7 protein-coding genes and 1 tRNA gene are annotated in these 14,884 nt (G+C 62.9%); 2 read left to right on the top strand and 6 right to left on the bottom strand.

Features of this window, described 5'->3' with window-relative positions:
* Nucleotides 1-10 precede the first annotated feature (10 nt).
* Complete coding sequence (locus tag QM470_RS10140; protein WP_283339172.1) at nt 11-5,482, top strand: beta strand repeat-containing protein; 5,472 nt, start codon at nt 11-13, stop codon at nt 5,480-5,482.
* Nucleotides 5,483-5,711: 229 nt separating this feature from the next.
* Here QM470_RS10140 and QM470_RS10135 read toward each other — a convergent pair whose 3' ends face one another.
* Entirely contained in the window at nt 5,712-6,641 is a 930-nt protein-coding gene (locus QM470_RS10135; RefSeq protein ID WP_283339171.1) for a LysR family transcriptional regulator, read from the bottom strand.
* A 112-nt stretch (nt 6,642-6,753) separates the two neighbouring features.
* On the opposite strand from QM470_RS10135, the gene QM470_RS10130 reads away from it, so the two are divergent.
* Nucleotides 6,754-7,539, top strand: coding sequence for an SDR family oxidoreductase (locus tag QM470_RS10130; protein WP_283339170.1), 786 nt, complete (start codon nt 6,754-6,756; stop codon nt 7,537-7,539).
* Nucleotides 7,540-7,664: 125 nt separating this feature from the next.
* On the opposite strand, the gene QM470_RS10125 is transcribed toward QM470_RS10130, so the two are convergent.
* The 5 genes from QM470_RS10125 to QM470_RS10105 form a co-directional block, all read right to left on the bottom strand.
* Nucleotides 7,665-7,740: transfer RNA gene (locus QM470_RS10125), tRNA-Thr, on the bottom strand.
* Nucleotides 7,741-7,752: 12 nt separating this feature from the next.
* A complete protein-coding gene (locus tag QM470_RS10120) occupies nt 7,753-8,775 on the bottom strand; it encodes a class 1 fructose-bisphosphatase (protein WP_280014254.1) in 1,023 nt (340 codons plus the stop codon).
* Nucleotides 8,776-8,880: 105 nt separating this feature from the next.
* Complete coding sequence (gene pepN, locus QM470_RS10115; protein WP_283339184.1) at nt 8,881-11,598, bottom strand: aminopeptidase N; 2,718 nt, start codon at nt 11,596-11,598, stop codon at nt 8,881-8,883.
* Between the two features lie 3 nt (nt 11,599-11,601).
* Nucleotides 11,602-12,706, bottom strand: a protein-coding gene (gene prfB / locus QM470_RS10110) for a peptide chain release factor 2 (protein ID WP_115594698.1) whose coding sequence is annotated in 2 segments (ribosomal slippage) — nt 11,602-12,624 and nt 12,626-12,706 — 1,104 coding nt in all. Because the reading frame shifts where the segments join, the coding sequence is not laid out codon by codon here.
* Between the two features lie 232 nt (nt 12,707-12,938).
* A complete protein-coding gene (locus QM470_RS10105) occupies nt 12,939-14,699 on the bottom strand; it encodes a methyl-accepting chemotaxis protein (protein WP_283339169.1) in 1,761 nt (586 codons plus the stop codon).
* Between the last annotated feature and the right edge of the window lie 185 nt (nt 14,700-14,884).

Below are 14,884 nucleotides of genomic sequence, written 5' to 3'. Positions count from 1 at the left end.
AGCGGCGAAGATGCTGAGCGGCGGGGCCCTGAACCTCACGACCACGCAAGGCATCGACAACCAAGGCAGCATCACCGGCGGCTCGGAGACTCACCTGGTGAGCGCGGGAGACGTCACCAACGGCAGCGCAAGCAATTCCGATGCATTCATTGTGAACAGCGGCAATGGCATGCTTCAGATCCAGAGCGGAGCCCTGAGCAACCATGGCGCGATCCACTCCAACGGTGGATTGGCCGTCCAAACCCAGCAAGCGGCCGGCATCACCAACCACGGTACAGGCGGCCTTTCGTCATTGGGTGACCTGGGCCTTGACACCTCGGGGGTGGCCGACATCCGCAATGCCGGTGCGCTGTACGCTGGCGGTGCGATGAATCTGCTGGCTACGGGACGCAGCATTGACAACCAGGAAGGGGCAACCATTGACAGTGATGGCAAGGCGACCTTCACTTCCGCTGATTTCCGCAACTATGCCCAGATTCGGGTTGCCAGCCTGGACATCAACACCAGCCGCGAATTTTTCAACGGGTTGGTCAATGTGCCCACCATCAAAACCGACTTCACGAATCGTGTGGTCTCAGACCAAGACGAAGCGGACAGGGTGATTATGAGCTGGGAGCAAAGTGGTTGTGCGAGCGGCGCTTGCGATGGCCGCTGGGTGCACCAAGATGCGGTGACCATCCGGCAGACCATGGTGGGCACCTTGCCCAGTGTGAAGCCGCAGATATTGGTCGATGGGGCACTGAATATTAACTATGGGTCTGGCAGCGCCACCAACAGGGCCGGCTTGATTTCTGCCAATAAAATCGACCTGCAAGGCTCTGGTGTATTCACCAACGAGGATTTCTACCTTTACGACATCACTTACTATCGCCGGGCGACCACATACGAATACAACCCCGTATTTGGGGACAGCGACTACACGACTTGGTACCCTCAGAATAAAAGCGAATGGGATAACCCACTGCATATCAACGGCGGCGGCAATGGCGGTATATGGGCGTCCTCGGAAGAAGCCGCCAAACAGGCTTCTCTGGTGGTAGGTGTGGAGAAAACGCGTAACGTCCAGTCGGAGTTTGAATCCGGTGCTGGCATCTTTGCAACCACATTGACCGGCAATACCGGGGGCATTGTGAACCGTGGCTCCAAAAAAACCGTGAGCACAGAGACCCGCTCGAAGGACGGTGTGAATGTTGGCAGTGCAAAGGACCATACGGGAACCACGGGCGCCGCAGGCACATCGGCAACGGTCAACGGGACAGGCGCTGCAGCGACCACTTCACAAGCCGATGTCAATGCCAGCGGCCCTGTGTCGGCATCCGTCAACGGTGCGAGCGCTGCGACGGTATCTTCCAAGACCGACGTCAATGCCAGCGGCGCTGTGTCGGCATCGGTGAATGCTGCAGACGCGGCAGCCACATCTTCCAAAACGGACGTGAATGCCATCGGCAGCGTTTCTGCCTCGGTGACCGGCGCCCAGACTACCGGCACCAAGGCATCCACCGGTGCCAGTGGTTCTGCGGCCGTGGCAGCGGATGGGGTGCAGGCGGCCGCCGCCGCAGCGCTGACGGCTGCGGAGGTATTGAAGCGCGCAGGTAGCGTGAGCCTGGGCGGTTTTGTGGTGAACTTCCCCACCAACCCGAATGGCTATTTCGTGCCGACCCAAAACCCGCAGTCCCAGTACCTGGTTGAAACCAACCCCCGTTTCTCGGTGGGCACGGCATCTATGGGGTCGGACTATCTGGAAAAGCGCCTGGGCTACAACCCGGATGTCAATATCAAGCGCCTGGGGGATGCCAATTACGAAGCAGAGCTGATTCGCCAGCAACTGATCAATGAGACCGGCCGGAATCTGCTGGCCGGTAACAGCAATGAGGCAGCTCAGATTCAGAGTTTCATGGACCATGCCGCCACCCAGGCAACGGCCCTGGGTCTGGAATATGGCAAGCCGCTCACGGCTTCGCAGGTGGCCGGTCTGACCAGCGACATTGTCTGGATGGAAGTGATCGATGTGGGCGGCATCAATGTGCTGGCGCCACGCGTGTACCTGTCGGCCGCCAGCAAGGCCATGATCACCGGCGGTGCTGTGATTGCCGCTGACGATATCAATCTGAAAACAGCTTCGCTGACGAACACCGGCGGCACCATTGTCGGGGGCAAGAGCCTGCAGATTGAAAGCACCGGTGATGTCACCAACATCAGTGGCACGATCAAGGGCGGCAATGTGCAGATCACGTCGACGGAGGGAAGCATCATCAACCAGACCCACGCTGTGGGCCAAGGTGATGCCCTGAGCTTCCACACCGATCTCGGCAAGACCGCCGTCATTGAGGCCACCGGCAGCCTGAAGCTGGACGCCGGCAAGGATATTACGGTGCTGGGCGCCAATGTCATTGCCGGTAGCGATGCCAGCCTTACCGCCAAGGGGGCCGTGACCTTTGACACCATCGTGGACAAGTCCACCACGTCGACGGTCACGTCCAGCAGCACGCTGTTCGGCACTTCGTCCAGCAGCACCACCACGACCACAGAGCGCAACATCGGCTCCAGCCTGGTGGTGGGGGGCGATCTGGCCATTGCATCTGGCAAGGACACCACCTTCGCGGGCAGCCAGGTCCGTGCCGGCAGTCTGGCCGTGGATACCCAGGGCGACCTCAATGTGCTGGCGCGTCAGGATACGACGACCAGCCGCACAGTCAGCAACAGCTCGGGTCTGGGTGTGGGCGGGGGCGTCTACGGCATGGAGACCAAGACCACCGACAGCTTCAAGAGCATGTCGGCGGGCTCTGCGATCGATGTGGCAGGCAATGCCACGGTCACATCGGCAGGTACCACGACCTTGCAGGGCTCTGCCTTGAATGTGGGCGGTGATGCGAATATCACCAGCAAGCAGGGGATCCAGGTGGTGGATGCGATGAACATCGACCGTACCAAGACCGTCACCGAAACCACGACGTTCCTGAAGCTCACGGATTCGTCGGATACGAAAACCGAGTCAGAAGCCAAGGCCGGTGCTGCGCAGCAGAAAGCCAAGGCGTCTGCGTCTGCAGGTGCCGAAGCGTCGAATGAAAGCAGCCTGAGGCTGATGGAGGCGTCGACCACGACCGAGACCAAGTCGGAAACCACCAGTGCAGGTTCCAGCTTGAATGTGGGCGGCAATCTGACGGCCAAGACGGATGGCACCTTGACGATCCAGGGCTCCAAGGTCAGCGCGGGAGGCGATGTGGCCTTGGAGGCCAAGAGCATTGATGTGCTGGCAGGGCGTAACGAGAAGGTGGAAACCTCTGACACCACGCGCACTTCCATCGGCTTCTATTCCGAGAGCAACGCTTCCGCCGAGGCGGAAGCCCAGGCCAGTGCCAAGGCGCGCGGCCTGGCTGCCAATGCGGGGGCATCGGCCGAGGCATCGGCCGGCGCATCGTCCACCTTGACGGTGGGCGCCAAGCATGAGCAGGAGTCCAGCTCGGAGCGCACGGTCACGAACACCTCATCCACCATCCAGAGCGGTGGGAACATGAGCATCGCGGCCAAGGGGGATGCGACGTTTGTGGGGGCCACAGTGGAGTCCGGCGGCAATCTGGATGTGAGTGCGAAAAGCATCACCAACAAGGCGGCGCAAGACACCCAGGAAAAGACCACGTCCAGCAGCTCCCATCTTGCTGGGGTCTATATCGGCACCGCAGCGGAGGCCAATGTGGCGGCAGAGGTCAATCTGAGCGCATCCACAGGCGTTGTGGTTGGAGGCGGGGCCGGAGATAAGGACAAGTCGGACAGCAAGGGCAGCACCAGCAAGGCCGGCGACAGCACGGCCGCAGGCAGCAAGGCCACAGCCAGCACTGCCAAGACCGGCAGTGACGACAAGACCGCAGCAGCCAAGGACTCCGGTGGTCTGCTGGATGAGACAGGCCTGAAGGCGGACGCGGGAGCCAGTGCCAGTGCCAGCGCGGAAGCGACGGCAGGCTTGCGCTACCAAAACAAGCAGGAGAGCGAAACGGAGGGCTCCGTCACCCAGGTCACGAATTCGTTCACCGCCAAGGGCAGCATCACTCGCACGGCCACCGACACCATCACCGACCAGGGAACCCAGATGGAAGCTGGCAAGAACATCAACCAAACGGCGCGTGTGATCAACGATGAAGCGGTAAGCGATTCCACCTACAGCAGCAAGGACGCGCAAAGCCATGATGCCCGCATTGGTGCGTATGCCGGCGCATCTGCCAGTGCGAGCGCAAGCGTGGAGGGCAAGGCCAGCGTGACAGGGAAGGTCGAATCCGAAAAGCCCGAAGTGGAAGCAGGGGCCAGTGCGGGCCTGGGCGTGAAGGCCAGCTACACCGGCAGCATCTCTTCCGAGTCGGAATCCTCCACCACGGCGGTGACGTCGCGCTACAAGGCGGGCGGCGATATCGCTTCCACGTCCCAAGAGAAGACCACGCTGAGTGGCACGGAGATGGAGGCGGGCGGTAACGTGAGCCTGGTGGCAGGCTCCTTGGACTACAACGCGGCCAAGGACACCAAGACCTCGAGCAAGAACGAACACGACATTGCCGGTCAGGCCACGGTGCGTGTCATCGGTACGGCAGGTGCGGATGTCGGGTTGAGCTATGACGGCAGCATCGAAAGCGAAAGCGCAACGACGGCGCGTGCCGGCAGCATCAAATCGGGTGGCGACACCCGCATCACCACCAAGGGGGATGCGAATTTCACCGGTACGGATATTGCCAGCGGGGGCAAGACGGCGGTGAATGCCGGGGGCGATGTCAATTTCAATGCAGCGCAGAGCACCACGGATTCGTCGTCCCATGAGATTGGCGTGAGCGTCAACGTCAGCTCCAGCAAGAAGAGCGACTCCGTAGGGGCGGAGGCCAACTACGACATGTCCATTGGGTCGAGCAATACGGCCAAGGGATCCAGCATTACGTCGGGAGGTGGGGTGGAGATCAGCTCGGGCAAGAGCGTCACCTTGGAAGGCACGGGCATCGAGTCCAAGGGAGATGTCAGCATCAGCGCACGGGACAAGGTCGATCTGAAAGCGGCTGTCAGCAGTGAAACCAATGTTGGTTTGGGCATTGGTGTGGCCGTGGAGGCGAAAACCAAGAAGGAGGGCGCCGCCCCGTCCAGCGCGGACAGCAAGTCGGACAACAAGACCGGGACTGACAGCGCCAAGAAGGCCGAGCCGGCAAAGCAGGAGCAGACCACCAAGACGGCAGAAGCCGGCAAAACTGCCGAAGATGGCGCCGAAGAGGACAAAAACAAAAAGAAGGCGGAAACCGGCGTTGGCGTGGACTTCTATTCTGGAACGGAGTCCACCAGCACCTCCATCTCTTCCACCGGCAAGATCAGCATCAAGGCAGGCACCGTGGTGAACCAGGAAGCAAAGCTGGAAGGGGCTGAAGGCACGTCGGTGGAAGGCAAGCAGGTGCAGAAATCGGCGGTCAACGGCGCGATTTCCCTGGGGGTCAACGCCGGGGTCTCCACCGGGGATTGACCGGGGATTGGCCGGCCTCCGACGCGCGCTCTGCCGAAATCCTGTTTGCCTTCCAACAGGGGGCCTGTGGGCCGTCTTCTTCACCCGGAAGGCATTCCGGGTAGAGATGCCACATCCAAGTCCGGAAACGGCCACAACGTGGCCGGTTTCTTGCATCGTGTGGGGAGGATCGCAGGATGCCCCATCACCATCGGATTGATGGTGATGGGGCATCAGCTTGGGCTTCGCACTATGTCTGGCGGATCTGGGCAGCAAGGCCACTGGCGGCGAACTCCTGGACGATGTAATCCACGAACACCCGGACCTTGGCCGGCACGAGCTTGCGGCTGGTGTAGTAGATCGACAGCGGCCGTGATTCGGCATACCAATTGGGCAGCACGCGCACCAGTGCACCGCTTTCCAGCAGCGGCAACGCATGCGGCAGCGGCAGCAGGGCGATGCCCATGCCGGTGGCTGCAGCGCGCGCCATGGCCTCGGGATCGTCCATGACGATTACCGGGCGCACGCTCGCGACCAATTCCTGGCCTTCCTTGCTTTTCAGGGACCAGGGGATCAGGCGCCCGGTGGCCAGCGAGCGGCGCAACAAGCCGTGGTGGCGCGCCAGATCCTGCGGGTGCTGGGGCGCAGGATGGGCCTTGAGGTAAGCGGGCGCGGCCACCAGCACGATACGCAGGCGCGCCAGTTCCCGCGCAATCAGCGCATCGGTCAGCTCGATACCGCCGCCGATGGCAACATCAAACCCCTCCGCCACGATGTCGACCTGCTTGTTGTCGAAATGCAGGTCGGGCAGCACGTCGGGGTAGCGGCGCAGGAATTCGCCTAGTAGCGGGACGATGTATTCACGGCCCACGGTGTGGGCCAGTGCCACCTTCAGCGTGCCCGCAGGTTTGCCCGCGCCCTGGCGCAGATCGGTCAGCGCGTCGTTGATTTCGCTCCAGGGAAGGCGGACCTGGGCATACAGGCGCTCGCCGTCGGTGGTGAGCGCAAGGTGGCGGGTGCTGCGCTGGAAAAGCCGCACCCCCAGCCGGACCTCCAGCTGGCCCACGCTTTTGCTGATGGCGGCGGGCGTCAGCCCCAGCAGGCGTGCGGCAGCCGAGAAACTGCCTTCGTCGGCCGAGGTGATGAAGGCGTCGAGATGGCTGCGCAGTTCGGTCAACATGGCGCCATCTTATACAAATGGTTGAAATTGAATGATTTGTTTAATGACTACCGGAAATAGGTGAGCCAGCTCACACTGCAGCCATCAACCACTCCCTTTGAAAGGAAACGCCATGAACACCACCTCCAAACCCGCTTCCGCAGCCTCTGCCGCCGTGGGCAAGCCTCTGGCCGGAAAAACGGCCTTCATCCATGGCGGCTCTCGCGGTATCGGTGCCGCCAGCGCCCGCCGCCTGGCCCGTGATGGCGCCCGCGTGGCCATTGGCTATGGAGCTTCTGCCATCGCGGCCGAAGCCCTTGTCGAGGAGATCAAGGCCAGCGGTGGCGACGCCATCGCCATCCATGCCGATGCCACCGATGCCGCTGCGCTGACCCGAGCCATCGACAGTGTTGCCCACCGTTTCGGTCGCCTGGACATTTTGGTCAACAGCGCCGGCGTGCTGGCACTTGCACCGCTGGACCAGTTCACGCTGGAAGACTTTGACCGCACCGTGGCCGTCAACATCCGCTCGGTGTTCGTGGCATCGCAGGCTGCTGCCAAGCACATGCAGGAAGGCGGCCGGATCATCAACATCGGCAGCACCAACGCGCAGCGCATGCCGTTTGCGGGCGGCGCCGCCTATGCCATGAGCAAATCGGCCCTGGTGGGACTGGTCAAGGGACTGGCGCGTGACCTGGGTCCGCGCGGCATCACGGTCAACAACGTGGCCCCCGGCCCGGTGGACACGGACATGAACCCCGAAACCGGCGATTTCGCCGCAACGATGCACGGGCTGATGGCCATTCCGCGCCATGGCAAAGCCGATGAAATCGCTGGCATGGTGGCCTACCTGGCGGGGCCGGACGCCGCCTTCGTCACGGGCGCGGACCTGCTGATCGACGGCGGTTTCGCAGCGTGAGGTGAGGTTGTGGCGCAGCAGTGCCTGGAAATGTCTGGCGCCGCATGGGGCTGACCTCGTGACGAGGCTGGGCAGAAAATAGAAAACCCCGCTATGCAGAACACAGCGGGGTTTTTTTATTTCAATGGTGCCGGAGACATGAATCGAACACGCGACCTTCTCATTACGAATGAGCTGCTCTACCGACTGAGCTACACCGGCAACAAGCGGAAATTATAGCGCGTTTTTATCGGCTTCGAGGTGATACTGCGTGATGCGTTCCACTTCGTTCTTGGAGCCCAGCACAACGCTCACGCGCTCGTGCAACTGGGTGGGCTGGATTTCCAGGATGCGTTCGCGGCCGTTGGTGGCCATGCCGCCGGCTTGCTCGATCAGCCAGCTCATGGGGTTGGCTTCGTACATCAGGCGCAGCTTGCCGGGCTTGAGCGGCTCGCGCTTGTCCCAGGGGTACATGAAGACGCCGCCGCGGCACAGGATGCGGTGCACGTCGGCCACCATGGCGGCCACCCAGCGCATGTTGAAGTCCTTGCCGCGCGGGCCTTCCTTGCCGGCCAGCACTTCGTCCACATAGCGCTTCACGGGCGCGTCCCAGTGGCGCATGTTGGACATGTTGATGGCGAATTCCTTGGTGTCTTCGGGGATCTTGACGTTTTCCTCGATGAGCACGAAGGAGCCTTGCTCGCGGTCCAGCGTGAACATGGACACGCCGTCGCCCACAGTCAGCACCAGCGTGGTCTGGGGGCCGTAGATGCAGTAGCCGGCGGCCACTTGCTGGGTGCCGGGCTGGAAGAAATCGCTGTCGTGCACGCCGGGGTGGCCTTCAGGCTTCTTGAGCACGCTGAAGATGGTGCCGATGGACATGTTGATGTCGATGTTGGACGAGCCGTCCAGCGGATCGAACATCAGCAGGTATTCGCCCTGGGGGTAGCGGTTGGGCACCACGTAGATGCCTTCCATTTCCTCCGAGGCCATGGCGGCCAGGTGGCCGCCCCATTCGTTGGCTTCGATCAGGGTTTCGTTGGCGATGATGTCCAGCTTCTTCTGCACTTCGCCTTGCACGTTCTCGCTTCCGGCGGTGCCCATCACGTCGCCCAGCTCGCCCTTGTTCACGGCAAAGCTGATGCGCTTGCAGGCGCGGGCAACGACTTCCAGCAGCAGGCGCAACTGGCCGGGGATAAGGCCGTCCACGCGTTGCTGCTCGACCAGGTAGCGGGTCAGGCTGATGTTTTTCTTCATGGGTTTGAACTCCTTAAAAATGCACGGCTGATCCGGCGCAGGCCAGGATCACCTGGCGCAAGGGCGGGCGCGGTGCCGGCCTCTTGCGCATATCAATGTGTGGCCTCAATCGGCCAGTGCGCGGGTGATGACCTCACGCACATCGTTGGACAGATTGGGCTTGGCAGCCACGCGCTCGATGGCAGCCTGGGCTGCAGAGCGGTAAGGCTCGGCCAGCTTTTTCCAGCGGTCCATCACCCGGGCCAGGCGGGCGGCCACCTGGGGGTTGAAGCCGTCGATCTCGATCACGCGGTCGGCCCAGAACACATAGCCCGCCGCATCGGTGCGGTGGAAGGCGCCCGGGTTGTTGCAGAAGCTGAAGATCAGGCTGCGTGCGCGGTTGGGGTTCTTGATCTGGAAGTCCGGGTGTTTCATCAGCGTCTTCACGGCCGGCAGCACATTGCCGCCGCGGTCGCAGGCGCTGCCTTGCAGGGCGAACCACTTGTCCAGCACCAGCGCATCCTGCTGGAACAGGGCGTGGAAGCGCTGCAGCGCCTGCGCCGCCAGGGGACTGGCGCTGTAGATCAGTGCGGACAGCGCGCTGGAACGGTCGGTCATGTTGCCGGCGTCCTTGCAGCGCTGGTAGGCCTTGCCGGGCCAGACGGTGTCACCGCTCTGGGCCGATGCCAGGCACAGCATGGTCAAGGCACGGCCCGCCAGGGCACGGCGTCCGGCGCTGACATGGTCAGGGCGATAGGCACCGGTGTCGCTGTGGGCCAGCCACAGGGCTTCCCAGTCGGCTTGCAGTGCGGTGGCCAGCTGCAGCTGCATGGCTTCGCGCACGGCGTGCACGCGCTGCGGGTCGACTTCGGCCAGCTGTTCGGCGATATAGCTTTCCGACGGCAGCGTGAGCACCAGGTCCTTGAAAGCCGCATCCAGCTTGTCATTGCCCAGCACCTCGCGCAGTGCCTGCATGAAAGCGGCGGGCAGCAGCTGGGCGCCGGCTTGGCCGTCCGCAGTGGCGGCATCTGCTGGTGCCGTGATGGCCTTGAGTGCGTAGCGCAGGCCCAGACGCTGGCTGGCTTCCCATTGGTTGAACGGGTCGCTGTCGTGCGCCAGCAGGGTCAGCAGCTCGGCGTCGCTGAACTCGCATTCCAGCACCACCGGGGCGCTGAAGCTGCGCAGCAGCGATGGCACAGGGGCTTCGGCCACGTTGGTGAAGACAAAGCGCTGTTCGGCTTCGGTCAGCACCAGCATGCGGCTCTTGGCGGCCTGTGCGGCGTCTTCACCCTGCAGCTGCAGGGCGATTTCCTGGCCGCTGGCCGAGATCAGGCCCATCTGCACGGGGATGACAAAGGGCAGCTTCTCGGGCTGGCCCACGGTCGGGGCGCAGCGCTGCGACAGTGTCAGGGTGTAGGTCTGGGCGGCCGCGTCGTACTGGCCTTCGGCCTGGAGGACGGGCGTGCCGGCCTGGCTGTACCAGCGGCGGAACTGCGGCAGGTGCTGGGCCAGTGGCGAGCCGGGGTTGGCGTCGGCAATGGCCTGCGAGAAGTCGTCGCAGGTCACGGCGTGGCCGTCGTGGCGTTCGAAATACAGCTTCATGCCCCGGGCAAAGCCTTCGCGGCCCACCAGGTTGTGCTGCATGCGCACCACTTCTGCGCCCTTTTCGTAGATCGTGACGGTGTAGAAGTTGTTGATCTCGATGTAGCTGTCCGGGCGCACCGGGTGGGCCATGGGGCCTGCATCCTCGGGGAACTGCACGGTGCGCAGCACGCGCACATCGTCAATGCGCTTGACGGCGCGCGCCGATGCGCTGCCCGCCATGTCCATGCTGAATTCCTGGTCGCGGAAAACCGTCAGACCTTCCTTCAGCGACAGCTGGAACCAGTCGCGGCAGGTGACGCGGTCGCCGGTCCAGTTGTGGAAGTATTCATGGCCGACCACGCTCTCGATGTTGAAGTAGTCGGTGTCGGTGGCCGTGGCCTGGTTGGCCAGAACATACTTGGTGTTGAAGATGTTCAGGCCCTTGTTTTCCATGGCGCCCATGTTGAAGTCGCTGGTGGCAACGATCATGAAGCGTTCCAGGTCCAGGCTCAGGCCGAAGCGCGCCTCGTCCCATGCAATGGAGTGCATGAGCGAGTTCATGGCGTGTTCGGTCTTTTCCAGATCGCCGGGGCGCACATAGACCTGCAGCAGGTGTTCGTTGCCTGCACGGCTCTTGATGTGCTGCTCGCGTGCGACCAGCTTGCCGGCCACCAGTGCGAACAGGTAGCAGGGCTTCTTGTGTGGATCGACCCACTTGGCAAAGTGGCGGCCGTCTTCCAGATCGCCGGAATCCACCAGATTGCCGTTGGACAGCAGCACCGGGTACTGGGCCTTGCTGGCGCGCAGGGTGACGGTGTACATGGCCATCACATCGGGACGGTCCAGGAAGTAGGTGATGCGGCGAAAGCCTTCGGCCTCACACTGCGTGAAGAAGGTGTCCTCGCTCACATACAAGCCCATGAGCTTGGTGTTCTTGGCGGGCGCGCAGGTGGTGAAGATCTCCAGTTCCACGGGGGCATCGCCCTCGGGCAGGTTCTCCAGTACCAGCTGGTCGCCTTCCATCTTGAACGAGGTTCCGCCGCCGTTGACCATCACCCGGGCCAGGTTCAGCTCGTCGCCATCCAGGCGCAGGGCCTGTGCCGGTACATCCGGGTTGCGGCGCACACGCATGCGGTTGAGCACGCGGGTCTTGGCCGGGTCCAGGTCGAATGTCAGCTCGACCGTGTCGATCCACCAGGCAGGAGCCTGGTAGTCGGCACGGTAGACGGCTGTTGCTTGTCCTTCACGCAGCATGTGGATTCCTTAAACGCCTTGCTTGAGCGAGGCTTCGATGAACACGTCCAGATCGCCGTCCAGCACCTTCTGGGTGGCCGAGACTTCAACATTGGTGCGAAGGTCTTTGATGCGGCTGTTGTCCAGCACGTACGAGCGGATCTGGTGGCCCCAGCCCACGTCGGTCTTGGTGTCTTCCAGCTTCTGCTGCTCTTCCATGCGCTTGCGCATTTCGAAGTCATACAGGCGCGAACGCAGGCGCTGCCACGCCACGTCACGGTTGCTGTGCTGGCTGCGGCCGTCCTGGCACTGCACCACGATACCGGTGGGGATGTGGGTCAGGCGCACCGCCGAGTCGGTCTTGTTGATGTGCTGACCACCAGCGCCCGATGCGCGGTAGGTGTCGGTGCGCACGTCGGCCGGGTTGATGTTGATCTCGATGGAGTCATCAATCTCGGGGTAGACGAACAGCGAGGCGAACGAGGTGTGGCGACCGCCGGACGAGTCGAACGGCGACTTGCGTACCAGGCGGTGCACGCCGGTTTCGGTGCGCAGCAGGCCAAAGGCGTATTCGCCTTCGATCTTGATGGTGGCGCTCTTGATGCCCGCCACGTCGCCAGGGGTCTCTTCTTCCACCGTGGCCTTGAAGCCCTTGCGTTCGGCGTACTTCAGGTACTGGCGCAGCAGCATGCTGGCCCAGTCACAGGCTTCGGTACCACCGGCGCCGGCCTGAATGTCGACGAAGCAGTTCAGCGGATCGGCTTCCTGGCTGAACATGCGGCGGAATTCCAGCTCTTCGATCAGCGGGCGCAGCTTGGCGGTCTCGGCCTCGATGGTTTCCAGACCGGCTTCATCGCCTTCTTCCCGGCTCATTTCGTAGAGCTCGGAATTGTCGGCCAGCTCGGTGGTGAGCTTCTGCAGGGTCAGCACGACGGAGTCGAGTGACTTCTTTTCCTTGCCCAGCTCCTGGGCCTTCTTGGGGTCGTTCCAGACCGCGGGGTCCTCGAGCGAGGCGTTTACCGTGCGCAGGCGTTCAAACTTGGCATCGTAGTCAAAGATACCTCCGAAGGTCCTCTGTCCGGGCGGACAGGTCTTCGAGGGCGGCGCCGATTTGGTTGATGCGTTCTGCTTCCATGGTCAATTCCTGTTCTGTTTGTAGAGTGGCAGGCGCAAGCGGCGCCTTAAAAGCGTGATTTTCGCATGGTGCACTCCCTGCTGCTGCAAGACGGCCCCACAAGAATGCGCGATACATGGATTTGCCGCCGCGACAGGGCTGCAAAACGGCCGCAGAAATGACAACAGGCCCCGCAGGGCCTGTGTACATGGGGCGCGCAGCAGCAGGCTGCGCTTTGGCGGTGCTTAGAAGCTTAGAACGCTTCCCACTCGTCCTCATGCTGGGCGGCAGGTGCCGTGGGCGCAGGCGCCGGACGGCGGGGTGCCGCCGGTGCCAGGGCAGGGCGGGGCGTTGCGGCCACGCTCTTGGCCGGGGCCTTGGTGACGGGGCGTGGGGCGGACACGGCGGCCGTGGCACGTGGGGCGGCCACGGGGCGTGCTGCCGCCAGATCCAGGGCGGCAGGGCCGTTGGCCAGCTTGAACACGCGCACGGTCTGGCTCAGTTGCTGGGCCTGCTCCTGCAGGGAGCTGGCGGCGGCGGCGGACTCTTCCACCAGGGCTGCGTTTTGCTGGGTGACCTGGTCCATTTGGGCGACGGCCTGGTTGATCTGCTCGATGCCTGAGGTCTGTTCGTCGCTGGCAGCGGTGATCTCGCCCATGATGTCGGTCACGCGCTTGACGCTGTCGACGATCTCGCTCATGGTCTGACCGGCCGATGCGACCTGGGAGTTGCCTTCTTCCACCTTGCCCACGGAGTCGTCGATCAGGTGCTTGATTTCCTTGGCGGCTTCGGCGCTGCGCTGGGCCAGGGTGCGGACTTCGCCCGCCACCACGGCAAAGCCACGGCCTTGCTCGCCCGCACGGGCGGCTTCCACGGCGGCGTTCAGCGCCAGGATGTTGGTCTGGAAGGCGATGCCGTCGATCACGCCGATGATGTCGACGATCTTGCGCGACGAGGTGTTGATGGCGGTCATGGTGTCCACCACCTGGTTGACCACGGCACCGCCGCGCTGCGCCACCTGCGAGGCACTGGCCGCCAGCTGGTTGGCCTGGCGGGCGTTGGAGGCGTTCTGCTTGACGGTGGAGGTCAGCTCTTCCAAGGAGGCTGCGGTTTCTTCCAGCGAGCTGGCTTGCTGCTCGGTGCGCGAGGACAGGTCCTGGTTGCCGGTGGCGATCTGCTGGGTGGCGGTGGCGATGGAGTCGCTGCCCTGGTGGATCTGGCCCACGATCTGCACCAGGCTGTCGTTCATCTGCTTGAGGGCTTGCAGCAGCTGGCCGGTTTCGTCGGTGGAGGTGGCTTCGATGCGGCGGCTCAGGTCGCCGCCGGCCACGGCCTGGGCCAGTTCCACGGCATGGTTCAGCGGACGGGAGATCAGGCGGGCGATGAAGAAGGCCAATGCCAGGCCTGCGGCCATGCTGATGGCCACGATGGCCCAGATCAGGTTGCGGGATGCGGTGTAGATCTCGTCACCCAGCTTGTCGGCGGTTTCGGCGCCGGTGTTGATGTGCTCGAATAGCACGTCGACCTTGCTGTTGATGCTGCGGCTGATGGTCAGCGCTTCGCCGCGCAGCAGGGCCGTGGCTTCGGCGGTTTGCTGTTCGCGCGACAGGCGGATGGCCTTGTCATGCACCTGGTTGTACTGGCCCATGGCCTGCACGATTTCGGCGTGCAAGCGTTTGTCGTCATCGGTGTTCAGAAACTTGTTCAGCAGTTCCACGTTCTGTTGCAGACCGTCCCACAGCTTGGGCATGGTCTGTTCGTAGGTGGCAGCTTCCTCGGGGGTGGCGCTCAGCACATGCTGCTGTTCCTGCGAGCGATAGCGCTGCAGCTGGTACTTGACATCCATGGCCGTGCGGGTGGCCGGCAGCCACTGGCGGGCCAGATCCGTTCCCGTCTGGTTGACGCGGTCCAGCTGCAGGATGGACAGCAGGCCGATCAGTGCGGTCAGCACCAGGATCGCACCAAAGGACAGCAGAAGTTTGCTGGAGAGCTTGAGGTTATGAAAAAACTGCATGGTGTGGAGTTACAGCACGGGGCCGCTGAGAGTGCGCGAAGCTTTGTTAGAAACTGGAATGCCAACGCAGGCATGGGGGGACGCCGCCGCGACCGCACCATAAAAGCGCATGCGGTCGGGCCGATTCTAGGGGGGCGCCAGCTTTGTAAAGGGTTGTTTGTAGGTAGCCACTTTGTTGCATTGCG

Source organism: Comamonas sp. 17RB, from assembly GCF_030056555.1.
GTDB lineage: Bacteria > Pseudomonadota > Gammaproteobacteria > Burkholderiales > Burkholderiaceae_C > Comamonas > Comamonas terrigena.
This window is presented reverse-complemented; position numbering and strand designations above follow the sequence as displayed.